General features: G+C 59.8%; 24 protein-coding genes and 1 tRNA gene. 18 read left to right on the forward strand and 7 right to left on the reverse strand.

Annotated features, from left to right (window positions below; all coding sequences use genetic code 11):
* The first annotated feature begins 62 nt into the window (after nt 1-62).
* On the forward strand, nt 63-1,010 hold the full coding sequence (locus tag Q0837_RS14480; protein ID WP_298470553.1) for a cupin domain-containing protein: 948 nt from the start codon (nt 63-65) through the stop codon (nt 1,008-1,010).
* Between the two features lie 36 nt (nt 1,011-1,046).
* Here Q0837_RS14480 and Q0837_RS14485 read toward each other — a convergent pair.
* Nucleotides 1,047-1,121 (reverse strand) — tRNA-Thr (locus Q0837_RS14485).
* Between the two features lie 90 nt (nt 1,122-1,211).
* Here Q0837_RS14485 and Q0837_RS14490 point away from each other — a divergent pair.
* The 11 genes from Q0837_RS14490 to Q0837_RS14540 are packed head-to-tail and all read left to right on the forward strand — an operon-like array spanning nt 1,212 to nt 11,467.
* Nucleotides 1,212-1,361 carry a hypothetical protein gene (locus Q0837_RS14490; RefSeq protein ID WP_298470555.1) on the forward strand — a complete coding sequence of 50 codons (150 nt, stop codon included), beginning with the start codon at nt 1,212-1,214 and terminating at the stop codon, nt 1,359-1,361.
* A gap of 57 nt (nt 1,362-1,418) precedes the next feature.
* A complete protein-coding gene (gene gpmA, locus Q0837_RS14495) occupies nt 1,419-2,105 on the forward strand; it encodes a 2,3-diphosphoglycerate-dependent phosphoglycerate mutase (protein ID WP_298470556.1) in 687 nt (228 codons plus the stop codon).
* A gap of 10 nt (nt 2,106-2,115) precedes the next feature.
* Entirely contained in the window at nt 2,116-2,610 is a 495-nt protein-coding gene (purE, locus tag Q0837_RS14500; protein WP_298470558.1) for a 5-(carboxyamino)imidazole ribonucleotide mutase, read from the forward strand.
* Between the two features lie 14 nt (nt 2,611-2,624).
* The gene (locus tag Q0837_RS14505) at nt 2,625-3,692 is read left to right on the forward strand and encodes a 5-(carboxyamino)imidazole ribonucleotide synthase (protein WP_298471767.1); all 1,068 of its coding nucleotides are present in this window, start codon (nt 2,625-2,627) and stop codon (nt 3,690-3,692) included.
* Nucleotides 3,689-4,216 carry a dihydrofolate reductase gene (locus tag Q0837_RS14510; RefSeq protein ID WP_298470560.1) on the forward strand — a complete coding sequence of 176 codons (528 nt, stop codon included), beginning with the start codon at nt 3,689-3,691 and terminating at the stop codon, nt 4,214-4,216. Before Q0837_RS14505 ends, Q0837_RS14510 begins: the two co-directional genes overlap by 4 nt.
* The gene (locus Q0837_RS14515; RefSeq protein ID WP_298470562.1) at nt 4,213-5,496 is read left to right on the forward strand and encodes a dipeptidase; all 1,284 of its coding nucleotides are present in this window, start codon (nt 4,213-4,215) and stop codon (nt 5,494-5,496) included. Before Q0837_RS14510 ends, Q0837_RS14515 begins: the two co-directional genes overlap by 4 nt.
* The gene (locus Q0837_RS14520) at nt 5,496-6,419 is read left to right on the forward strand and encodes a bifunctional riboflavin kinase/FAD synthetase (RefSeq protein ID WP_298470564.1); all 924 of its coding nucleotides are present in this window, start codon (nt 5,496-5,498) and stop codon (nt 6,417-6,419) included. Before Q0837_RS14515 ends, Q0837_RS14520 begins: the two co-directional genes overlap by 1 nt.
* Nucleotides 6,416-7,468, forward strand: coding sequence for a glycerophosphodiester phosphodiesterase family protein (locus Q0837_RS14525; RefSeq protein ID WP_298470565.1), 1,053 nt, complete (start codon nt 6,416-6,418; stop codon nt 7,466-7,468). The genes Q0837_RS14520 and Q0837_RS14525 overlap by 4 nt, the downstream gene beginning before the upstream one ends.
* Nucleotides 7,469-7,521: 53 nt before the next feature.
* Nucleotides 7,522-10,509: an isoleucine--tRNA ligase gene (ileS, locus tag Q0837_RS14530; RefSeq protein ID WP_298470567.1), complete on the forward strand. Its 2,988-nt coding sequence runs from the start codon at nt 7,522-7,524 to the stop codon at nt 10,507-10,509.
* Nucleotides 10,506-11,054, forward strand: coding sequence for a signal peptidase II (gene lspA / locus Q0837_RS14535; RefSeq protein ID WP_298470569.1), 549 nt, complete (start codon nt 10,506-10,508; stop codon nt 11,052-11,054). Before ileS ends, lspA begins: the two co-directional genes overlap by 4 nt.
* Before the next feature lie 2 nt (nt 11,055-11,056).
* Complete coding sequence (locus Q0837_RS14540; protein WP_298470572.1) at nt 11,057-11,467, forward strand: DUF3035 domain-containing protein; 411 nt, start codon at nt 11,057-11,059, stop codon at nt 11,465-11,467.
* Between the two features lie 276 nt (nt 11,468-11,743).
* Here the strand turns inward: Q0837_RS14540 and Q0837_RS14545 are convergent, their stop codons facing one another.
* Nucleotides 11,744-13,057 (reverse strand): hemolysin family protein, encoded by a 1,314-nt coding sequence (locus tag Q0837_RS14545; protein ID WP_298470574.1) that lies wholly within the window; start codon nt 13,055-13,057, stop codon nt 11,744-11,746.
* A gap of 200 nt (nt 13,058-13,257) precedes the next feature.
* Between Q0837_RS14545 and Q0837_RS14550 the strand changes: the two genes are divergently transcribed.
* Entirely contained in the window at nt 13,258-13,953 is a 696-nt protein-coding gene (locus Q0837_RS14550; RefSeq protein WP_298470576.1) for an OmpA family protein, read from the forward strand.
* Nucleotides 13,954-14,110: 157 nt separating this feature from the next.
* Here the strand turns inward: Q0837_RS14550 and Q0837_RS14555 are convergent, their stop codons facing one another.
* Nucleotides 14,111-14,887 (reverse strand): 3'(2'),5'-bisphosphate nucleotidase CysQ, encoded by a 777-nt coding sequence (locus Q0837_RS14555; RefSeq protein ID WP_298470578.1) that lies wholly within the window; start codon nt 14,885-14,887, stop codon nt 14,111-14,113.
* Between the two features lie 146 nt (nt 14,888-15,033).
* On the opposite strand from Q0837_RS14555, the gene sucC reads away from it, so the two are divergent.
* Nucleotides 15,034-16,248, forward strand: a complete 1,215-nt coding sequence (gene sucC / locus Q0837_RS14560; protein WP_298470580.1) for an ADP-forming succinate--CoA ligase subunit beta — start codon at nt 15,034-15,036, stop codon at nt 16,246-16,248.
* Between the two features lie 63 nt (nt 16,249-16,311).
* Here the strand turns inward: sucC and Q0837_RS14565 are convergent, their stop codons facing one another.
* Nucleotides 16,312-17,214, reverse strand: coding sequence for a DUF6265 family protein (locus tag Q0837_RS14565; RefSeq protein WP_298470582.1), 903 nt, complete (start codon nt 17,212-17,214; stop codon nt 16,312-16,314).
* A gap of 204 nt (nt 17,215-17,418) precedes the next feature.
* Here Q0837_RS14565 and Q0837_RS14570 point away from each other — a divergent pair, with 204 nt between their 5' ends.
* The 4 genes from Q0837_RS14570 to Q0837_RS14585 all read left to right on the forward strand — a co-directional run bounded on the left by Q0837_RS14570 (nt 17,419) and on the right by Q0837_RS14585 (nt 21,104).
* Nucleotides 17,419-18,165, forward strand: a complete 747-nt coding sequence (locus Q0837_RS14570) for an electron transfer flavoprotein subunit beta/FixA family protein (RefSeq protein WP_298470584.1) — start codon at nt 17,419-17,421, stop codon at nt 18,163-18,165.
* 32 nt (nt 18,166-18,197) lie between these two features.
* Nucleotides 18,198-19,130 carry an electron transfer flavoprotein subunit alpha/FixB family protein gene (locus Q0837_RS14575; RefSeq protein ID WP_298470585.1) on the forward strand — a complete coding sequence of 311 codons (933 nt, stop codon included), beginning with the start codon at nt 18,198-18,200 and terminating at the stop codon, nt 19,128-19,130.
* 67 nt (nt 19,131-19,197) lie between these two features.
* Nucleotides 19,198-20,082 carry a TonB family protein gene (locus tag Q0837_RS14580; protein ID WP_298470586.1) on the forward strand — a complete coding sequence of 295 codons (885 nt, stop codon included), beginning with the start codon at nt 19,198-19,200 and terminating at the stop codon, nt 20,080-20,082.
* A 92-nt stretch (nt 20,083-20,174) separates the two neighbouring features.
* The gene (locus Q0837_RS14585; protein WP_298470587.1) at nt 20,175-21,104 is read left to right on the forward strand and encodes an energy transducer TonB; all 930 of its coding nucleotides are present in this window, start codon (nt 20,175-20,177) and stop codon (nt 21,102-21,104) included.
* A gap of 9 nt (nt 21,105-21,113) precedes the next feature.
* On the opposite strand, the gene Q0837_RS14590 is transcribed toward Q0837_RS14585, so the two are convergent.
* The 3 genes from Q0837_RS14590 to Q0837_RS14600 form a co-directional block, all read right to left on the reverse strand.
* On the reverse strand, nt 21,114-21,767 hold the full coding sequence (locus tag Q0837_RS14590) for a sigma factor (RefSeq protein ID WP_298470589.1): 654 nt from the start codon (nt 21,765-21,767) through the stop codon (nt 21,114-21,116).
* A gap of 71 nt (nt 21,768-21,838) precedes the next feature.
* Nucleotides 21,839-22,321 (reverse strand): hypothetical protein, encoded by a 483-nt coding sequence (locus Q0837_RS14595; protein ID WP_298470591.1) that lies wholly within the window; start codon nt 22,319-22,321, stop codon nt 21,839-21,841.
* 62 nt (nt 22,322-22,383) lie between these two features.
* The gene (locus Q0837_RS14600; protein ID WP_298470593.1) at nt 22,384-23,679 is read right to left on the reverse strand and encodes a DUF445 domain-containing protein; all 1,296 of its coding nucleotides are present in this window, start codon (nt 23,677-23,679) and stop codon (nt 22,384-22,386) included.
* Nucleotides 23,680-23,712 lie beyond the last annotated feature (33 nt).

Consider the following 23,712-nt stretch of genomic DNA (forward strand, 5'->3'; position numbering starts at 1 on the left):
TTTGCCTTGGGTGAGGGCGCAATTCGCCTTGCACTTGAGGAGGTTTGGATCAAAACAAACGCATGGCTTTACTTTCCCATGAGCTGTTTTCGCGAATTCTCACGCCGGATTCGGCCAGGCAGGTGATCGAGTGCCATCTCGATCAGCGGGTCACGAAAATCGAGGATGAGACTTTCCTGGGTCTCGGCTTCGATATGACGCAGTTCATGGAGCTCTTGCGCGACCGGCTGTGGCGCAGCGAGAATGAGATTGAGTTCTTCCTGAATGATCGCAAAGGCCGCTCCAAAGAGGCATGGTCCAGCGCGATCCAGCCAAGTGGCGTCCTGACGCTTGACGCGCTGATGCGGTTGAAGGCACAGAAAACCAGCATTTACGTCCATAGTATCGATCGCATGGTTCAGCCTATTCGCGAACTCGTGCGCGATATGACGGCGACCGGCTATTTCGCTGCGCGGGTCTATGCGATGTATTCGCCTGCCAACGCCCATTCGACCCCGAAACACGTCGATCCGACCGACGTGATCGCGATGCAATTGCACGGGTCAAAGGACTGGCTGATCGATACCCAGCCAAAAATCGCAAATTTGATGCCGGGAACATCGATGATTCAATCGTCAGATGGAGATTTTATCGAACCGGCCGAGTATTCGATCGCTCCGGGCGAAGCGATGTTCATACCACGCGGATTCCTGCATCATGCAAAGTCTTCAAACGAGGACTCGTTGCACCTGGTTGTCGCATTACAGCCGCTGACATGGATGGATGTGATGGAAAACATTGCGAAAGTGTGGGCTGAACAGCAACCCGAGCTGCGCGCGAGTGTGCTCGCGGCGGATACAGATGGCGAGATCGTCAGCAGCTTTGCGGCAGCGGCAGAGCTGTTCGCCAATTCCAGCGATGCACAATTCGTGCAGGAAACTGCCAGCTCCCTGATGAAGGAGCGGGCTCAAAAACGGCACGTCACAGAATTTGGGCAGCTATTCGCCAAAGCGCCTGACGACTTGCTTTGACGGTAATCTCTTCGAGATCTGAGCTTTTAGAGAGAATGGTGCCGCGAGAGAGAATTGAACTCTCGGCCTCGTCATTACCAATGACGCGCTCTACCACTGAGCTACCGCGGCCAACCGAAACAGGCGCGCGCTATTGTCGCGTGCGCGCCCAATGTCAAGCGGGGCTTGAAGAGCGCAGCCCCTACCGCCAAGGCGTTTCGTATGAATGAAGAGAAGGGCAAGAATCTGTCGCGAGAGGAGCGTCTGGCAGCAAAACTGCGTGAGAACCTTCGGCGGCGCAAAGCACAGAGCCGCGCGCAGGCGAGCGAATCGGGCGAAAGCGGGGTTCCCAAGGGCGATAGCGAGGGCTAACGCAGCGTTTCGTTTTTTGGCGTGCCATAGCCGCCCGCTCGGAGACACGGAGATAGAATGCCCAAGCTCATCCTCGTCCGCCACGGCCAAAGCCAGTGGAACCTCGAAAACCGCTTCACCGGTTGGTGGGATGTCGATCTCACCGAGAAGGGCGTTGGCGAAGCAAAAGCGGCAGGGCGATTGCTCAAAGAAAAAGGTGTCGTCCCTGACCTTTGTTTCACTTCAGTCCAAACTAGAGCGATCAAAACTCTCAATCTCGCGCTCGAAGAAATGGGGCGACTTTGGATGCCGATTGTCAAAAACTGGCATCTCAATGAGCGGCACTACGGCGGGTTGACCGGGCTCAACAAACAGGAGACGCGCGAGAAACATGGCGATGAACAGGTGCAAATCTGGCGTCGCAGCTTTGATACCCCGCCGCCACCAATGGAACCGGGGGCTGAGTATGACCCCGGTGCCGACCCGCGCTATGAAGGCATAGATGTTCCTTACACCGAGAGCCTGAAGCTCACGATTGAGCGGGTTCTTCCATATTGGGATAGGAACATTCTGCCGCCACTAGCCAGTGGCTTAAACGTGATCATTTCCGCGCATGGGAACAGCCTGCGCGCGCTGGTCAAACACCTGTCGAACATCTCGGATGAGGACATCACCGGACTGGAGATTCCCACCGGGCAGCCGATCATCTATGACTTCGACGACAACATGGTGCCGGGCGAACGGTACTACCTGAAAGACAGCTGAGGATCGCCGGATGCCAAAAGACGGGGGGGCAAAAGTAGCCATCGTCATGGGTAGCCAGTCAGACTGGCCGACCATGAAATGCGCCGCCGACATTCTGGTCGAGCTGGAAGTCGAGCATGAGGCACGCATCGTCTCCGCCCATCGTACACCGGACCGGATGAGTGCCTTTGCTAAAGGCGCAGAGGGCGAAGGCTTCGATGTGATCATCGCAGGCGCTGGTGGCGCAGCGCATCTGCCAGGAATGATTGCGGCGATGACGCATCTGCCGGTGCTTGGAGTGCCCGTGCAGTCCAAGGCTTTGTCAGGAATGGATAGCCTGCTCTCTATCGTGCAGATGCCCGCCGGTGTCCCCGTTGGAACGCTGGCGATCGGCGAAGCCGGAGCGAAGAATGCGGCGCTGATGGCGGCGGCGATCCTTGCCTTGGCCGATGAAGATCTGTCCGAACGCTTGCAGGATTGGCGCGCTTCGAAGAGCGCCGCCGTGACAGAAGTTCCAGTCGACTGATGCCAGAATCTAGCATTCTCAGGCCCGGCTCAACCATCGGCATTCTGGGCGGCGGCCAGCTTGGCCGGATGCTCGCGCAATCTGCGATCCAGTTGGGTTATCGCTGCATTGGCTACGCACCGGCTGGCGACAATGTCGCGAGCGCGGCTTGTGTCGATTTTTTTGAGAACGGTTGGGGCGACAAGGACGCGCTCGCGGCCTTTGCCAGCCGCTGCGATGTGGTGACTTGGGAGTTTGAGAATGTGCCGCTCACGGCGGTCGCTGCGATCCCGCAACGCATGCTTGCGCCGCAGCCCAAAGCGCTTGAGATCGCGCAAGACCGCTTGAACGAGAAGCGCTTCGTCGAAGAGCTCGGCGGCACCTGCGCACCTTACATGCGGGTCGAAAGCGACGAAGACCTGATGCGGGCGGTGGATCAGGTTGGCACGCCCGGCATCCTGAAAACGGTACGCGATGGCTATGATGGCAAAGGCCAGTGGCGCATTGCCAGTCGCCGTGAAGCCGCAGGCGTCCGTTTCCCTGGTCGCCCATGCATCTACGAAGGCATGGTCGAGTTTGAGACGGAATTCTCTGTGATCCTAGTCCGCTCGGCCGACGGCGAAATCCGTATCTGGGATTCGACCGCGAACACTCATGATGGCGGGATGTTGGCTCATTCGGTCCTGCCAGCCGGACCGCTGGTGGAGGCGCAGATTGATCAGGCGCGCAAGATTGCCACTCAGGTCGCCAATGCGCTCGGCTATGTCGGGGTGTTGACGCTGGAATTCTTCGCCACGAAATCCGGCCCGGTCTTCAACGAAATGGCTCCGCGCGTGCACAATTCCGGGCACTGGACCATCGAAGGCGCAGCCACGAGCCAGTTCGAAAACCACATCCGCGCGATTGCCGGTCTGCCTTTGGGTGGCACCGAAACCCGCTTTGCCAGCATCGACATGCGCAACATCGTCGGCGAGCAGGCCCTGACCGCGCATCAAATACTCGCCGAAGAAGGCGAGCCGCACCTCCACCTCTATGGCAAAAGCGAAGTGCGTGAAGGCCGCAAGATGGGTCACGTCACGCGGGTGAGCCACAAGGCACCGTGAGTCACGAAATCGTCCTGATTTACGCCCGTGCCGCCAATGGCGCGATTGGGCACGAAGGCACCCTGCCCTGGCGTTTGCCCGCCGATCTCAAGCGTTTCAAGGCGCTGACCATGGGCCCAGATGGAAAAGGGCGGCCGATGATCATGGGGCGCAAGACGTTTGAGAGTCTGCCTGGCGTGCTGCCCGGGCGTCGCCACATCGTTTTGACACGGCGCGAACGATGGAATTCCGCCGGAGCGGAGATAGCGCACTCAGCCGATGAAGCCCTGAAGCTGGCCGCTCAGGACAACGATACGGGCGAGATCACTGTGGTTGGCGGTGCAGCGATCTATGACGTGTTCCGCCCTCTGGCAGACCGGATAGAGGTGACTGAAATCCACGCCGACTATCCCGGCGACACTTTCATGAAACCGCTCGGGTCAGACTGGGAAGTCGCGGCACACGAAGATCACCCGGCTGAAGGCGACAGGCCGGCATATTCGTTCGTGACCTATCGGCGCGATTCTGAGTGTGCAGCCGCATGATCCGCAAAATCATCCTAGGCCTGCTCGGACTGATCGTAATTGGAGCGATTGGCTTCTTCGTGTTCGCTCCGACGATATTCGAGCGGAGCGTAAACCGCGTTGAAAGTCCACCAGCGGAATCCGGCGATTCGCAGGCAAGCGCTTCAGCCAACGGCGATGCCGCAACCGAAGCAGATCGTGCAATGAACCGCGTCAGCGCAGAGTTCTTGCCGCCCGTGTCCGATGAAGCGATTGCGCTGCACAAATCGCTCACGATTGTGGACCTGCATGCCGATACGCTGCTGTGGAAGCGCAATCTGCTCGAAGACGTGGATTGGGGCCATGTCGATCTTGGTCGATTGCAGCAGGGCAATGTCGCACTGCAAATCTTCTCCAGCGTGACGAAGACGCCGGAAGACATGAACTATGACGGCAATAGCGGCGACAGTGATCAGGTAACGGCTCTGGTGATCGGGCAATTGCAGCCGATGCGGACCTGGAATTCGCTACTTGAGCGCTCGCTGTATCACGCAGAAAAGCTGATAAATGCATCAGGCGCGTCGGAAGGCGAGTTGCGAACGGTCCAAAGCGCCAGTGATCTGCGATCGCTCAGGAGCGCGCGCAATGGCGGCACGGCACCCGTTGGCGGGCTTTTCAGTGTCGAGGGTCTGCACAATCTCGAAGGCGACATCGCGAACATCGACAAGCTCTACGCTGCCGGAATGCGGATGGCGGGCCTCACCCACTTCTTCGATAACGAGATCGCCGGATCGGCCCACGGGGTCGAAAAGGGAGGTCTGACCGACTTGGGCCGCGAGGCTGTCGACAAGATGGAAGACATGGGCGTGATCATCGACCTCGCCCATTGCAGCAATGCCTGCATTGCCGAAGTGATTTCGATGGCGCGCCGCCCGGTCGTCACCAGCCATGGCGGCGTTCAGGGCACATGCCCCGGCAATCGCAACCTCACCGACAAACAGATTCGCGGTATCGCGGCGACAGGCGGCGTGATCGGGATCGGATATTGGGAAGGCGCGGTGTGCGACACGTCGCCTGCGGCGATCGTACGGGCGATGAAATATGTGCGCGATCTGGTCGGGATCGATCACATTGCACTTGGCAGTGATTATGACGGCACCGTGCTGGTTCGCTTCGACACGGCGGGCCTCGCGCATATCACCCAAGCTTTGATGGACGCAGGCTTCAGCGAAGAGGATATCCGCAAGGTGATGGGCGAGAACGCCATGCGCGTTATCGAGCAGGGGATTGAGCCGCTCGTCGCAGCAGAGGAGACGTCCTGATGCGCTGGCTGGATCACCGCGAACCAATCACTGAGGCGCTGCGCGGCGCGGTGATCGCGCTCGGCAATTTCGACGGATTCCATAGCGGGCATCAGGCAGTAGCGGGCGAGGCCATTGACTGGGCCCATGCCGAGGGCCGTCCTTCGATCATCGCGACCTTCGACCCTCACCCGGTGCGCTTTTTCAAGCCCGATGTTCCGCCGTTTCGGCTGACTACTCTCGAACAGCGACAGGAACTCTATCTCGCCGCCGGGGCGACCGCGATGCTGGTGTTCCACTTCGACGGCGAACTCGCCGGGACCAGCGCGGAAGCCTTCATTCGCGAAATCCTGATCGAACGGTTCGGCGCGCATGGAGTGGTGACCGGCGGCGATTTCACTTTCGGCAAAGGCGCGCAGGGCAATGTCGAATTACTGCGCTCGCTTGGCAGCGAACTTGGTCTGCAATCGCGCGTGGTCGAAGCGGTCGAGCAAGACGGCGTGATTTCCTCAAGCCGCATCCGCGAAGCCCTGCGCGATGGCGATCCGCAGCTCGCCGCTGAGCTGCTCACCCGCCCCTTCGCGATCCGCGGCATCGTCGAGCATGGCGACAAGAACGGGCGCAAGCTTGGCTATCCCACCGCCAACATCGTGATCGACAACTACCTTCGCCCCAAATACGGGGTCTATGCGGTTACGGGCAAAATCCTGGCCACCGGGCAAGAACTGAAAGGTGCGGCCAATATCGGCGTCCGCCCGCAGTTCCAGCCGCCAAAGGAACTGCTCGAACCGCATTTCTTCGATTTCTCGGGCGACCTCTACGGGCAGGAAATCGAAGTTGCCTTCCACCACTTCCTGCGCGGCGAAGCCAAGTTCGACACGCTCGAGGATCTGATCGCGCAGATGGACGCGGATTGCGCCGAGGTGCGGCGGCTGCTCGGATGAAGAAAGCTCTGCTGTGGGGCGGGACCGTTTTGGCCGTCCTGATGCTGATCCTGTCGATCACCAATGCCAGCTGGCTCGCGCCCGATCCGAAAGGCGCACCCAAACTAATCGCCCATCGCGGGCTGTACCAGATGTACGACAAGACTGGCGTCGAGCGCGACACATGTACAGCGGACCGGATCTACGAACCCTATCATCGCTATCTCGAAAACACCGTCCCCAGTGTCTTGCGAGCACAAAAACTTGGGGCCTGGATGGTCGAAGTCGACATTGCTCCCACCAAGGATGACGAGCTGGTCGTGTTCCATGACTGGACTCTCGATTGCCGGACAGACGGCACGGGCGACACTCGTGATGCTACGCTCGAAGAGCTGAAAGCGCTCGATATCGGCTATGGCTACACCGCCGATGGCGGCGAGACCTATCCGTTTCGCGAGGGTGAGTTCGTGGGCGCCATGCCGACTTTCGAAGAGGTCGCACGTGCCCTTCCGCTGCGCGGGCGCTTGATGATCAACTTCAAGTCCAAAGACCCCGCCGAAGCCGATCTGCTTGCACAAAAGTTTGCCGCAATCGGTCGTGACCCGGCCAAATCAGGCGATGGTTTCTACGGCCATCCCGACCCGATCAACCGCATCCGCGAACTCTATCCCGATGCCTGGGCATGGAGCCCGCAGGAAGCCCGCGTCTGCTCGGAAGATTATGTGAAGATCGGCTGGTCGGGTTACCTGCCCGAGAGTTGCCGGGGCAAGACGCTGCTCGTCCCGCTCAACTACCAATGGGCGTTCTGGGGTTGGCCGAACCGGCTTATCGCGCGGATGGAGGAATATGGCGGTGAAGTGATCGTCATCGGCCCAGTTGCTGACAACTTGCCACGGGGCCTGACCCAGCCCGAACAGCTCACCGAAATCCCCGATACGTTCAACGGCTATGTCTGGGTAGAGGACGCCTTCACCATCGTTCCGGCGCTGATCCAGCGGTTCGACGATCGCACTCAGGAAGAGATCGACGCAGGTGCGGCGGCGGTCGAACAGCGCCGAAACGCGCAATAGGCCGCGCAATGAGGGTTTCGCGCACGCACGAGATGTCCTAACGGACGCGCCTTATGTCTGACGAGAGCACACAACGCGACTACAAGGATACGGTCTTCCTGCCGAAGACCGCGTTCCCGATGAAAGCCGGCCTTCCGCAGAAGGAACCGGGCATTGAGGCGCGCTGGCGCGAGATCGGGCTGTACGAGAAATTGCGTGAGGCCCGCGCGGGGCGCGAGAAGTTCATCCTCCATGACGGCCCGCCCTACGCCAATGGCGACATGCATATCGGCCACGCGCTCAACCATATCCTGAAAGACATGGTCTGCCGCACGCAGAATCTGATGGGCAAGGACGCGCCCTATGTGCCCGGCTGGGATTGCCACGGTCTTCCGATCGAGTGGAAGGTCGAAGAGCAATACCGCAAGAAAAAGAAGAACAAGGACGAGGTTCCCGCAAAGGAATTCCGCGCCGAATGCCGCGCCTATGCGCAGAAATGGGTCGACACCCAGCGCGAGCAGCTGAAACGGCTCGGCATCATGGGTGATTGGGACAATCCGTACCTCACCATGGATTTCCAGGCCGAGGCAACGATTGTTGCCGAGCTGATGAAGTTCGCGGAAGCTGGCAACCTCTATCGGGGTTCCAAGCCGGTGATGTGGTCTCCGGTTGAGAAGACCGCTTTGGCCGAGGCTGAAGTTGAATACGAAGACCTGACGGATTCGCCACAGATCGATGTGGCGTTTGAGATCACTGAAAGCCCGATCGAAGAACTGGTCGGCGCGCATGCGGTGATCTGGACGACGACCCCGTGGACGATCCCGGTCAACCAAGCGTTGGCCTATGGGCCGGATGTTGAGTATGTTCTGGTGGATATCATTGGGCGAGATTCAGCCGAAGATGCCAGCTCTCAACGAACTCTGGGACAATACCTGATTGCGGAAGACCTAGTTCCCGACTTTGCTCAGAGGGTCGCAATGGGCTTGGCTCCATTTACAGACTTGGAAAACGTTTGGTCAGGCAAGGGATCGGACCTAGCCGAAACCAAGGCCCGCCACCCGATGCACCATCTCGGCGGGTTCTACGCGACACCCCGCCCTTTCCTCGAAGGCGACTTCGTCACCACCGAGAGCGGCACCGGCCTTGTCCATATGTCGCCCGACCACGGCGAGGACGATTTCGATCTGTGCAAGGCCAACGGCATCAATCCCGTCTTCGCCGTGATGGACGATGGCCGTTATCGCGACGATTGGGCATGGCTCGGAGCCGACGACCAAGACGCAGACGGTAAGGAGCGCCGCCGCTCGGTCATCAACAAGCCCTTCAACGCACCCGAAGGGCCAATCTGCTCTGACCTGCGCGAAGCTGGCGCGCTGCTCAGCGCCTCTGCCGATTACGCGCACTCCTACCCGCATTCGTGGCGCTCCAAAGCCAAGGTGATCTATCGCTGCACGCCGCAATGGTTTGTGCCGATGGACAAGGAGCTCGAGCCGGTAGCGACACCCTCTTCGCTCCATTCGGCGAGTATCGAGGATATCGAAGCGGCGGCCACGGGCAACGACACCCTTCGACAGGCTCAGGGTGAGCGGGATACCTTGAGAACCCGCGCGATGGCCGAAATCGAGCGGGTCGAGTTCGTACCGCCCAAGGGCCAGAACCGTATCGGTGCCATGGTCGAAGGGCGGCCCGACTGGGTCCTGTCGCGTCAGCGCGCGTGGGGCGTGCCGATCACGCTGTTTGTGAACAAAGACAATAGCTATTTGAAAGACGCAGCGGTGAATGCCCGTATTGTGGAGGCCGTCCGCACTGATGGAGTAGACGCTTGGGAAGAGGCACGAAAAGCCGAATTCCTCGGTGCGGACTACGATCCTGACGAATATGAGATGGTCATGGACATCCTCGATGTCTGGTTCGATTCGGGCTGCACCCATGCTTTCGTGCTCGAAAGCGGGCGCTGGCCCGACCTGACATGGCCCGCCAATCTCTACCTCGAAGGCTCCGACCAGCATCGCGGCTGGTTCCAGTCCTCGCTGCTGCAAAGCTGCGCCACGCGCGGCCGTGCGCCTTATGACCAAGTCCTGACCCATGGCTTCACCATGGACAAGGCCGGCAAGAAAATGTCGAAATCGCTCGGCAACACCATCGATCCGGTGAAGATGATGGAGCAGACCGGGGCGGACATCATCCGGCTTTGGGCGCTCTCGGTTGACTTCACCGAAGACCACCGGATTGGCGACGAAATCCTCAAAGGCGTCGGCGACCAATACCGCCGGCTGCGCAACACGTTCCGTTACCTGCTTGGCGCGCTCGACGGCTTCATCGGCGATATGTCCGACGCCGGGGAAATCCCCGAGCTGGAAGTGTATGTCCTCTCGCTGCTGAGCGATCTGGACGGCAAGCTGCGCAAAGCGGCTGAGGAATACGACTTCAACACCTACACCCGCCTGCTGGTCGATTTCTGCAACGAAGATCTCAGCGCATTCTTCTTCGATATCCGCAAAGACGTGCTCTATTGCGATGGCGGAGATAGCAGCACTCGCAACGCGTATCGCACGGTGCTCGACCAGCTGTTCCACGCTCTGGTGCGCTACGCCGCGCCGGTGCTGGTCTTCACCGCCGAAGAGGTGTGGAAGTCGCGCTATCCCCAGGATGACGAGCCAGACGAAGATGGAAACGTCGGCAGCGTCCACCTGCTTGAATGGCCTCCGGTGCTAGCGGTGCCTGCTGACAAAGAGAAATGGTCGAAACTGCGCGCCCTGCGCGAACGCGTGACCGAAGCGATCGAACCTTTGCGCCGTGACAAGGTCATCCGCTCCAGCAACGAAGCCGTCGTCACGGTGCCTGCCGGCGCGGTGCCTGAAGGCGTATCCGACGAGCAGCTCGCCGAATTGTTCATCACCGGGACAGTGACGCGCGGGCAAGCGGACGAAGTGACAGTCTCCAAATCCACTGATGCAAAATGCGGTCGTTGTTGGCGTCTGCTGCCCGACGTGGCCGAAGACGGCGCGCTTTGCGGGCGCTGCGATGGTGTCGTGTCGAAGCTGGATGAGACAGCGGCATGAGCGGTCTTTTCACCCGCAACCGCATGATCGGACTGGCATTGGCGCTGTTCATCGGCCTGATCGATCAGGTAGTGAAATGGTATGTGATCAAGCCGCTCGACCTGCGGGTGGTGAAGAATATCGAATTGCTGCCCTTCTTCGATCTCACCTATGTCGAAAATCGCGGAATGTCGCTTGGCATGTTCCAGGCGAGCACCATGGAAATGCGCTGGGCGCTGGTCCTGCTTACCGCCGCAATTGCGCTGGTCGTGTTCGTATGGATGATGCGTGAGAAACTGCTTGGCGATATCCTTGGCCTCGCCATGATATTGGGCGGTGCGATCGGCAATATCCGTGATCGCTGGGACCTGGGCTACGTCATCGACTATGCCGATTTTCACATCACAGCCTTTGGGGGGACATTCCGCCCGTTCCTCGTTTTCAACGTCGCCGATGCAGCTATCACCATCGGCGTCGTCATAATTCTTGCCCGCAGCCTGTTCCTGCGCGACAATGATGACACAGACACTGAAGAGCCGCCCGCTGAGCGGCCCGTGGAGAGTTAGAAATGCGTAATCTGAAATCCGTGATCCTGCTGACTTCGGGCGCTGCAATGCTCGCCGCCTGCGGTGGCAGCGGCCTGTTCAATCGGGACCGCCCAGATGAAATGGCCGTGCAGCGTCAGGCGCCGTTGGTGGTTCCACCTGATTTCAGCCTGACCCCCCCCGCCCCTGGCGCGCCGCGCCCGGCGGACAACAATGCTGCTGAGCAAGCACTCGAAGCGTTGTTTGGCGGGCCAGCTCCGCGCAGCCAGATTGAAACGAGCACGCTGGACCGCGCCGGCAGCGCCGCGCCGAGCATCCGCTCGACCATCGGTGACCCGGCGACTAACACCGTAGCCAAAGGCAGAGTAACCCGCGACATCATCGCCGCACCGGAAGGCGACGGAGCTTCGGCGCAGACGCTTATTCCGGGGTAACCCGGAATAAGCTTATTTGTTTTGAGCTCTCAAGCGCCGGGCGCAGCGCATCCGCGCTGCTTGGCTTCGCGGCATAAGCCGCGTCGGGCAGTCGCCCTCTGACTGCCGTGACCATGCACAAAACAGTCGCGTAGCGGCCGCAAGCCCGGAGTCGAAGACGCAGACGTGCGAAGCACACCTGCATGGGCGCCCGCAGCGGAGTCGAAGACGGCGCGGAGCGCCACCCGACCTTTAGGTCGCATGAGCGAGGAAATCGCAGCCCGGATGGGCTGCGCATCACAAAGACTCTTCTTCAACCACTTCCTGCTTCACTAAGATCTTGTCGATCCGGCGGTTGTCCATGTCGACGACCTCGAACCACCAACCTTGATCGCTGAAATGATCGCCTTCCACCGGTAGGCGCTTCAGCACCGATAGCGCGTAGCCAGCTGCCGTGCCGAATTCGCGGTCATCGCCGTAGTCCAACCCCAACCGGTCAGCGAGCGCGTCAGCTGACAATGCGCCGGAAATGAGCAGCGAGCCATCGCTGCATTCGATCACCTGCGGCGCATCACCTTCGTCCTGATCGCTTGCAAAATTCCCTGCCATCGCGGTGAGCAGATCGACCGGGGTCACAATCCCTTCGAAATGACCGTATTCATCATGCACCAGCACCATGGCGATGTCGGAGGTTTGCAGCACGCGTAGAGCATCCATCGCGTCCAGCTGATCCGGGACGACCTCCGCTTTGCGCAACATGTCTTTGAGAGAAACCGGCTTCCCTGAAACCATCGCACCCAGCACTTCGCGCACTTTGACCACGCCCAGGATCGAATCTGGCGAGCCTTCCGCCACCGGCAGCATCGAATGCGGGCTTTCCTCAATCGCCGCTCTGATGGCTGCATCGTCCGCATCGACATCGATCCAGTCGAGTTCGGTGCGCGGAGTCATCATTTCGCGAACGGGACGCTCGGCCAACCGAACAACGCCGGTCAGGATCTGGTGCTGATCGCTTTCGATCACGCCCGAATTGGTTGCTTCGGCGAAGATCATCTGCAGCTCTTCTGCGGTCACAGCGCTGGTCTTTTTCGATCGGATGCCGAACAGGCGGATAATCCCGGCAGACGACGTATCGAGCAGCCACACGAGAGGCGCACCGATACTGGCGAGCAGCGCCATCGGCCGCGCCATCACCAACGAAATCGGGATTGCTGCGCGCAGCGCTAGCTGTTTGGGGACCAACTCTCCCACCACGACGCTGAAATACGTGGTCAGCGCGATCACGGTGACAAACGCGACATCTCCCGACATATCGGCTGGCACGCCCAGTGCGGCGAGACGCTCGCCGACCGGACCCTCCAGACTCGCGCCAGAGAATGCACCCGTGATGATCGCAATCAGCGTGATCCCGATCTGCACCGTTGAGAGAAACTTGCCCGGCTCTGCTGCGAGAGCGAGCGCGGTTTTGGCGCTAGCAGAGCCATCCTCGGCTCGCGCTTTCAAGCGAGCGGTTTTGGCAGAAACGATCGCAAGCTCGGACATGGCGAAGACGCCATTGAGCACGATCAGCCCAGCGATGATAAACAGGTCGGCCCAGGGAAACGGTGTCACGCCGCATGCGCTAGCACAATTGCAGCGCCTTGCCAGCCGCTTCGTTTCGGCCCATCCCGGTTCAGCGCGATCCAGGCAACACTCCGTTACAAGTCATTAATCCTGACGCAAACTGCGCAGGTTCAAGCGCAACGATATGGAACGAGACGCGATGTCATGCCTTGATAAGGTATGATATTCTCAACTGAGGAGGACCAATAATGAAAACATCACGCATCCTGCTTTCGGGCACCGCCGCTCTGGCTCTAATGGGAACCAGCGCCTGCGTCACAGATCCGAATACCGGCGAACAGAAAGTCTCGCGCACCGGCATTGGCGCGGCATTGGGCGGCACCCTCGGTTATCTGCTTGGCGGTGCGATCGGCGGCGATGCCGCGCGTATCATCGGCGCAGGGATTGGCGGCTCCGCTGGCGCCGTGATTGGCAAACAGTTCGATGATCAGATCAAGGAACTCGACGAGCAGGTCGAAGGGACCGGCGTCGATGTCGAGGAAGTCGGCGACGGCGAAGCCATCCTTGTCCGCCTGCCCGATGGCGTAACCTTTGCGCGCGGATCAGCCGACATCAATCCGGGCTTTTACACGACGCTGGATTCGGTGGCGGACAGCCTGATCAAATATCCAAACAGCTTGGTCGATGTGTACGGCTTTACCGACACGACCGGTTCGGATGCGCTCAATCAGGGCCTGTCAGAGCGACGCGCGCAATCGGTCGCCGATTACTTGGCCGCACGGGGCGTGGCACGCAGCCGCTTCGCGACACAGGGATATGGCGAAAGCTACGACTTCCTTCGCGTGAAGACCGCAGATGGCGTGGACGAACCGCTTAACCGCCGGGTCGAAATCAAGATCATCCCGATCAGCCAGGAAGACGTGGCCGCCGCGCGCGCGCAGTAGTATGTTTTCCGCACGCCCATCCGGGCGTGTAGTATCCTCGCTCATTGCGATCAAAGATCGCATCGCTGCGGGCGCCCTTGCAGGTGTGCTTCGCACGTCTGCGTCTTAGACTTCGACTCCGGGCTTGCGGGTCGCCATTCGGCGACCCGTTTTGATGCTACTTCAGTTGATTCGCCCGGTCAGCCAGCCGCGCCACTGCTTCGCCGTGGATCGCGGGCGAGCAGGCCAATACGCCGAAATCTCGGGGATCGCGCTTGTTGTAGCCTAACGGCTTGCCGAACGCATCGGAGACCTGCGCACCTGCCTCACGTGCGATCAATGTGGCGGCGGCGACGTCCCATTCGAAGCCCCAACGCAACGTCGCGACGAGATCGGCTTGGTCTGCAGCGACCATCGCGATCCTCAGGGCAATCGAGTTCGGCTTGTTCACGACCACGAGATCCGAATCGACGCTCGGCAATTGGTCGATCGGGATGCGCGATCCGCTGAAACTGTCGCGCGTGCTGGCGTTGATCGCAGCATCGTTGAGAGTTGCTCCTTGTCCCGCCACCGCGCACCATTCTTCGCCCCGCGCCGGAGCCGCTAGGATGCCGATCAACGGGCGCCCCGCGCTTATAAGCGCGACTGAAACCGCCCAGCCATCACGTCCGCGCACGAAATCGCGCGTGCCATCGACTGGATCAACCAGCCAGATCAGATCGTTCTTGAGCCGAGCGGGATCATCAGCCGTCTCTTCGGAAAGCCACCCTGCTGATGGCAGCAGTGCACCGAGCTCGCGCCGAAGGAACGAATCGACTTCAAGATCCGCCTCACTCACAGGGTTGCCGGGCGTCTTGTCCCAGGACGCAACCTCATGCCCGGCACCGGGCCAGCGCGAATACGCGATTCTACCCGCTTCCCGGGTTATCTCCTGAAGGCGATTCCTATCAATCATGCGAGGCTCTGTGGTGGAGGCACGCTTGCCACTTTTCAAGCGCTGCGAACCATGCTTAGGCAGCGCTAAGAAACTTCTCCCCGGTATACCTGCCCTCGCACGACGAAGAGGCGGGACATCGGAAATTCTAAAGGGATCACGCTGCAATGAACGTCCATGAATATCAGGCCAAGGAACTGCTCAAGGAACACGGGCTTGCCATTCCCGCGGGCCACGCGGCGCTGACCGTCGAGGAAGCGGTTGCCGGGGCCAAGCAGCTTCCAGGACCGCTCTATGTGGTTAAGGCGCAGATTCACGCCGGTGGACGCGGCAAAGGCAAGTTCAAGGAACTGCCCGAGGATGCCAAGGGCGGTGTCCGCCTCGCCTTCTCGCTCGACGAAGTGGAAAGCCACGCCAAGGAAATGCTCGGCAACACGCTGGTTACGATCCAGACCGGCGACGCGGGCAAACAGGTCAATCGCCTCTACGTCACAGACGGCGTCGATATCGAAAGCGAATACTACCTCGCCATGCTGGTGGACCGCGCGACTGGCCGTGTCGCGATGGTCGCATCGACCGAAGGCGGGATGGATATCGAGGACGTCGCCCACGAAACGCCTGAGAAGATCACCACGATCACGATCGACCCGGCACAGGGATTCATGCCGCATCATGGCCGTGCAGTTGCTTTCGCACTCAAACTGTCGGGTGCGCTGAACAAGAAGTGCCAGAAGCTCGCCGCCCAGCTCTACACGGCCTTTATGGCGAGCGATTGTGAGATGCTCGAAATCAACCCGCTGGTCGAAACCAAGCCTGACGCAGAGGGCAATGCCGATCTGCTGGTGCTCGACACCAAGATGAGCTTCGACGGCAACGCGCTCTATCGCCACCCGGCAATCGAAAAAATGCGCGACGAGACCGAGGAAGACCCTGCTGAAGTCGAAGCTAGCGAATACGACCTCGCCTATATCAAGCTCGACGGCAATATCGGCTGCATGGTCAACGGTGCGGGCCTTGCGATGGCGACGATGGATATCATCAAGCTCAACGGTGCGTTCCCGGCCAACTTCCTGGACGTAGGCGGCGGCGCGACGACCGAGAAGGTGACGGCAGCGTTCAAGATCATCCTCGCCGATGACGCTGTCGAAGGCATTCTGGTGAACATCTTCGGCGGGATCATGCGCTGCGACACCATCGCTGAAGGCATCGTTGCAGCGGCCAAGGAAGTCGAGCTCGACGTGCCACTGGTCGTCCGTCTCGAAGGCACCAATGTCGACAAGGGTAAGGAAATCCTCGCCAATTCCGGCCTGCCGATTGTCCCAGCTGACGATCTGGGCGACGCCGCGAAGAAGATCGTCGCCGAGGTGAGGCAGGCGGCTTAAGCCGTAATCATCGCATCAAATTTTTAGAGCCGCGCCCGTTTCAACTGGCGCGGCTTTTTCGTATCAACGCGTCGGCGCTGGCTCTGGCAATATCGGTGCGCTGCTATCCTGATAGGTCAGCCAATTGCGCCAGATATCGTGCGTGCGTTGGTCGGTCAGGCGGATCATGCAGCGCAAAGTCATCGCGTTACGGATCGAACCTTCCTTCCAAGCTTCGTAGACCGCGATGCATTCCCGATCACGGTACAAGTTGAAGGCAATATCGGATTCGCGGATCTGATCGGCCAGAGCACTGTCGTTGTCGTTCGAGCCTAGCGCCGCTTCAAGGTAACGCGCCTGACGTAGCTTGGCGCGATCACTCACGTCACCGAGGCAATCGTTGATAGCGACAGTCGTACCATCGCAATCGTATGATCCGGTCGACCGCTCAGCGGCGCGAAAGTTGAAGATGAGCTCCTGTGGTTCGAGCTTTTCGCTCTTCATCCGAACTGCTGCGACTAGGCCACTTCCAGGGTTCTCCGGATCAGCGCAGCGCAACGTCAGAGCATTGAAGAACACCGCGCAGGGCTCAACCGCAATGAGGCGGAACGTGAGCATATCGTCCTTCTCTTCCCACCCGGTCAGGTCGGCGTTGAAGTGCTTTAGCCGCAGGACCAGCGTGCCGTTCTCCTGCATCAGATACATATGCTCGGTGAACATGATCGCGCCATCGGTGGTCTCCTGCACGAAGGTCCCGACCATGGTCCCGCCAGAGGGTGGCAACCAGCTTTCCATCGCAGGCGCGCCCTGAATGCCCTCACCGACCCACTGACCGACCAGCCAATCCACCTGATCGAGAGTGGCGGGGCGCGATTCGAAGCCCTTCTCGCCGATCCGGGTTTCCGGTGCCGATTCCTGCGCTGCCGCTGTCCCGGCAAGGGCTAACGCCGCGAAGACAGCCCCCAATACGTGTCCGATTGCATTCATTGCACGCTCTCCCGTCACTTACATTCCCTCCGATGCAACTCTAAGGCAAGCATCGCAATTAGGAGGGTTGACGCAGGGTAGACGTAGCGCGAGACGGCAATTCGACAGACACATGAAAAGAATCTTGCTGCCTCTCGTTTGCTTGACGTTTACGTAAACGCGAGCTAGGGCGGCCGCGAGAGTTTGAGACAGGAAGGAATCCCCATGAAAATCCTCGTCCCCGTGAAGCGGGTGATCGATTACAACGTGAAGCCACGGGTGAAAGCCGATGGCTCGGGCGTCGACCTCGCAAACGTCAAAATGAGCATGAACCCATTTGACGAGATCGCTGTCGAAGAAGCGATCCGGATCAAGGAAGCGGGCAAGGCCGAAGAAATCATCGCCGTGTCAGTTGGCCCGGCCAAGGCGCAGGAAACGCTCCGCACTGCGCTTGCCATGGGCGCAGACCGCGCGATCCTGGTTGAAACCGACGAGGAAGTTGAACCGCTGGCCGTCGCCAAGATCCTCAAGGCAATCGCCGAGGAAGAAGCACCCGGTCTCATCCTGCTCGGCAAACAGTCGATCAGCGACGATTCGAACCAGACCGGTCAGATGCTCGCGGCTTTGATGGGCCGCCCGCAAGGCACCTTTGCCAACACTGTTGAAGTCGATGGCGATGCCGTGACCGTGAAGCGCGAAGTCGATGGCGGTCTCGAAACCGTGAAACTGACGATGCCCGCCATCGTCACCACCGACCTGCGCCTTAATGAGCCGCGCTACGCTTCGCTGCCAAACATCATGAAGGCGAAGAAGAAGCCGCTCGACGCAAAGACACCAGCCGATTTCGGTGTCGATATCGCGCCGCGCCACACCACCACCAACGTCTCCGAACCACCCGTTCGTCAGGCCGGTGAAAAGGTCGAAGACGTCGCTGCTCTGGTCGCCAAGATCAAGGAACTGGGGATCGCGTAATTCGCGGCCCAGTCAGAAAAAGGATAGACACTATGAACACTCTGGTTCTGGTCGAACACGACAATAACTCCGTCAACGATGCGACGCTCGCAGTGGTCACCGCTGCTGGAAAGCTGGGTGAAGTCCACGCACTGGTCGCTGGCCATGATTGCGGCGGGGCTGCCGAAGCTGCCGCCAAGATTGCAGGCGTTGCCAAGGTGCTGAAGGCGGATGACGCCGCCTACGCCAATGCGCTTGCAGAGAATGTTGCACCGCTCGTTGCTGGTCTGATGGATGGCTATGACGCCTTCCTCGCGCCTGCGACCACCAGCGGCAAGAACATCGCGCCGCGCGTCGCCGCGCATCTCGATGTGATGCAGATTTCGGACATTCTCTCGGTCGAAGGCCCCAAGACCTTCACCCGCCCGATCTATGCCGGCAACGCCATCGCAACTGTTGAAACGAGCGATGCCAAGCTGGTAATCACGGTACGCGGTACTGCCTTTGAAAAGGCTGCAACCGAAGGCGGCTCCGCTGCCATCGAAGACGCAGCCGGTCCGGGCGATGCAGGTATTTCCAGCTTCGTCAGCGCTGAAATCGCCAAGAGCGAGCGGCCAGAGCTGACGAGCGCCAAGGTCATCGTGTCCGGTGGACGTGCGCTGAAAGACAGCGAAACCTTCGAGAGCATCATCACCCCGCTCGCCGACAAGCTCGGCGCAGCCATCGGCGCCTCGCGCGCTGCCGTCGATGCAGGCTACGTGCCTAACGATTACCAAGTCGGCCAGACCGGCAAAATTGTCGCTCCGGAAGTCTATATCGCGATCGGCATTTCTGGCGCGATTCAACACCTTGCGGGGATGAAGGACTCCAAAGTCATCATCGCGATCAACAAGGATGAAGACGCCCCGATCTTCCAGGTCGCGGATATCGGCCTTGTCGCCGATCTCTACAACGCTGTGCCTGAGCTGACCGGCGCGCTAGGCTAACTTCAGAAAAACTCAATATTGTCAGAAGCCTCCGCTGCGCTAAATTGCGCGGCGGAGGCTTCTTTTTATGCGCGTTCGTCTGTTTTTCGCTCTGACTGCTGCATCGGTAGGGCTCACCGCAGCCCCTGCATCAGCCGATGATCCGACCGACACTCTCCTTCCTTCCAGCCCGTGGAACGTGGATTTCGGCGAGACCAAGTGCCGGCTCGCCCGTTTCTTCGGTGAAGGTGACGACCGACATCTGATCTTCTTCGAACAATCCGGGCCTGCGAATGGCCTTGGTCTCACAGTCTCTGGAAAGCGATTGAAGCGCTTCCGAAGTCTGCGCCGCACGAGCGTTCGCTTCTTCGATGAACAAAAACCCAAGCGGACCAAGCCATTCAAAGGCGATGTGGAAGGGTACGGACCAGCGCTGATCTTTTCCTCGATGAACGTCAGAGGCGGCACGGACGATTCGTCGAAAAAAGAATCGGCCTCAGGCGCTCTGCCTCAACTCGATCCAGTAAGGGGTGACAGGGTCAAGTACATCGCCCTTCAGCAAGGCAGCCAGAAAGTCCGTCTGCAAACCGGGCCGCTGGGTGAAACGTTCAAGGTCATGAACAAGTGCACGCAGAACATGGTCCGGGACTGGGGACTGGACGTCGACAAGCACCTGACCGCGAAACGCATGCCTGAGCTTAAGAATCTCGCCTTTGTTAGCAGCCGGATCGAAGCGAGATACCCGCGCCGCGCGCTAAACAAAGGCGAGCAGGGAATCTTCAAAATGCGCGTGATCGTGGATGAGACAGGAAAGGTGACCGAATGCGTCGTGAACAACGCGACCATTCAGGATGCGCTGGAATCGCCAGCCTGCAAAACGATGGTGCAGGCGGAATTCGAACCGGCTCTCGATGCCGATGGAAACCCGTTTCGTTCTTATCACACCACCACAATCACCTATCGTATGAACTAGGCCGCCACTCCGGCAGCAATGCGCGAATTCCGAGAAGCCGCATGTTGCGTTGAACTGCCGCCGCGCTAGATTGCGCGGTGGGGGTTGCTTCTATGTGGTTTCGTAAATCGTTGATCGCGATCGTGATGATCGCAGGCATTGGCGCTGTTCCTGCAACGGCAGAGCCGCTCTCGCTTGAACCCAATGCCGAATGGAAACTGCGCGAATATGAAGACAAATGCCGGATCAGCCGGACATTTGGTGCCGACAAGGATCAGGTGACCTTGTGGGTGGACCAGGGCGGTGAAGCCCCGGCCTACAATCTGACAGCCATCGGGCGGCCGATGCGCAATCCTTATGGCCCGAACATTGCGGTCCAATTCGCGCCCGAACCCGAATATTTCCGCGCTTACGTCGCCGCCAAATCGAGCAAGGGCCGACCAGTGGTTTCCCTATTCGGATTGCGGCTTACACCGACGATGGAAGAGCGGGCACTGCTGGGGTTGGAGAGTGAATTGCCCGAACAGGCTGAACAATCGGAGACATATCTGCCCGGCGCACCGCGTGCTCCAACTACCATTAGTGAAATGACCCCAGAGAGGTTGGCAGCGATTACCGAACTTCGACTTGGCCGAGCACTCATGAAACCGATCGTTCTGAAAACCGGATCGCTGACCGACCCGCTCGCAGAGCTTCAGCTTTGCGCAGAGAAGGTCGCGAATGCAATCACACGCAATACGGCACTGGCGGCGATCCCTCCGCAACCAACCGAAGTCGCGCGTTGGGCAAAAATCATTCAGGAAGGTTACCCGAAATATCTGATCCGAGCGGGAGAAGAGGCCAGCGTTTCTGTAAGGCTGACCATCAACAAGACCGGCCGTCCAAGCTACTGTGAAGTCACCGCCGTGGAAGGCCTGACATCTTTCAACGATACGGTCTGTTTGTTGCTGCTGAGGCATGCAACATTCAATCCAGCGTTGAATGCCGAAGGACAATCACTGGTCGCGCAATACTCGACCAGAGTGACATTCCGCCTGAATTGAAGCCGCGCGCTAGGCAGCAGCAGCCACTTTCGCGCAATTTCGCAAAGTTCGCCGGACAATCTGGCGGCGCTGCTCCGATGTGCGGATCGAACGCGCTTCATTTGTAGGCTCGCGGTCGAACAGATGGTCGTGCAGCAACGCCCGCTCCTGTTCCGGGGCTTCGAGTTGATCAAGCAGTCGGTCCATGAATGCGGTGGCCATCTCATCGCTTGCCGCGCGTTCGCTGCGTTTCAGCGCTGTTTCATCGACAAATTCAAAAACTGCAGAGTCACCGAGCCCATCACTCAGCGCTTCAAGCGACACTGTCTTTGCCCCGGCGCTTTTCGCGCTGACGCGGTGATCCAAACGCATACGGTGACGCAGGCTCTGAAGTTCGCCGCGAATTTGCCACGTCACGTGAGTCGCAAAACTGGCTTTTGTCGGATCAAAGGTTTCGAGCGCCCGGTGCACACCAATCGCGGCGGCCTGTTGAGCATCCTCTCGCATATCGCCAAGCCGATACTGCCGAACCAGCCCGGCGATCCGCGCAGATAACAACGCCATCAGCCCTTCGAATTGGCGGCTGTGATCCGCCCGCCCAAGCGAAACCTTGGCTGAAAGGCGGCTTGCTGTCTTTTCAATCTGAGCGCTCAGCGCACTTAGAGGTCTGGCTTCAATCAGCACGTCCCACTCCATCCCGTGTAGGGCCGGAGATAGTCGGAAGCCGCTGCGTTCAGCCTGCGCCGAGGCTAGGGCTAAATCCTTATGTCTCTGCCGCCGACTTCACCCAGCTTTCTGCGCGACCTGCGCCGCTCGAACCGAGAGCCACGCGGCCCCTCGTCAAAACGTTCGGATGCGAGCCGTGCTGCGCAGCGCACCGCTTCGGCAGAATTGCCCGCCATCAGGGCGGCAGCGCAGGCGGCGCATTCGCGCTGGCCTTGATAAGACCGATCATGCTGCACAACTTGGGCTAGCAGGCTGAAAAGCCGGAAACGGGCTTCGACGAAACGCTCGTCATCGGTGCTCGCTTCAAGGATTGAAAAATACAACTCCTCGCGCGGGTTGCGCAGCGGGGTCGGCATGCGATCGAGAGCGCGCCCTGTCACAACGAATGACCCCGCGCCGATTTCGAGCTCGCAAGGTCCCTTTGCGGTGACCAATGCACCGTTGATCACGGCCTGCGCGCCCGCAGCAAGCGTGATCGTCTGCGGTGACGGATTGTCGGTCGAATCTTCCATGACCCATGTGAGAACGGTCGCAAGGACCGGCTCTCTATCCGGGATCACTACCTAGGTGGTGGTCAGAGAAAGCTCACGATGAAGTGCAGGGTCATGCCGACCAAGCCGCCGACCAGCGTTCCGTTGATGCGGATGAACTGGAGATCGCGGCCCACCGCATTCTCGATCCGCCCCGTGATGGTGGTCGCGTCCCAGCGCTTCACCGTGTCCGACACCAGCGTGACGATCTCGGTGCCATAGCGGGTGGCGACGCCCACTGCGGTTCGGCGCGCAAACCGATTGATCTGTACCTGCAGCCGCTCATCTTTCTTAAGCGCGCCGCCGAGCTCACCCAGCCCTTTGCGCATTTCCTGGCCCAACCCGCTATCGGATTCGCGCGCGCGGCGGATCAGCGACCGGCGAATGCGTTCCCAAACGCCCATCCACCATTCAGCCAGCGCGGGGTTTTCGAGCAGGTCGCGCTTGATCGATTCAACTCTCTCGCGCGTTTCCTCATCGTGCTGAAGGTCCTGCGCGAGCTTTTCGAGCCCCTCTTCCATCTTGTGGCGCAGCGGGTGTTCGGGATCGACCAGCACTTCGGCCAGGAGTTTGTATAGACCGTCCAGCACCGAGCCGGAGATGCGTTCGTCCAAGCCGGTCCAGCGCAGCACCGCGTTGGCTCTGGCACGAATGATGTCGCGCACCGTCTCTTCGTTGTCTTCCAGCGTCAGACCCGCCCAGCGAATCATGCCATCGATCAAAGGCAAGTGCCGACGATCAGCAATCGCGCCTTCGAGCATCCGTCCGGCAAGCGGAGAAACATCGATCTTCGCAAATTGTGATGCAAGGCCCGACCGCACCTGATTTCCCAGCCGGTCAGGGTCGAGGGACTCGAGCACTTCGGCGAACATCTCTGCCGCGCCGCCGGTGATCCGCGAGCGCGCGTCAGGCCCTGAAGGATCGTCAGCGCTGCTGGAGAGAAATTCGCCCACGCCGCGCGCGACATTCATCCCCGACATACGCCGTGCAACGACAGCAGGCGTCAGGAAATTCTCGCGCAGAAACTGCGCCATAGTGTCGGCAATGCGGTCCTTGTTCTCGGGTATGATTGCCGTGTGTGGGATTGGCAGGCCAAGCGGGTGGCGGAACAGCGCAGTGACCGCAAACCAGTCCGCCAGCCCGCCCACCATCGCAGCCTCAGCAAAGGCGTTCACATAGCCCCAGGCTGGGTGACTCCCGAGCAGGCCATGCGTGGCGAAGAACAACACCGCCATCGCGGCCAGCAGGCCTGTCGCAGTCCAGCTCATGCGCCGGGCACGATCAGCCGTCAGCGGCTCGCCGCCAAATTTTAGCGGAACGGATTGGGCGGACGAAGCCATATCCATCCTAATAGCCTCGACATTTGCCCAGCG

It is taken from the genome of uncultured Erythrobacter sp., assembly GCF_947499705.1.
Lineage (GTDB): Bacteria > Pseudomonadota > Alphaproteobacteria > Sphingomonadales > Sphingomonadaceae > Erythrobacter.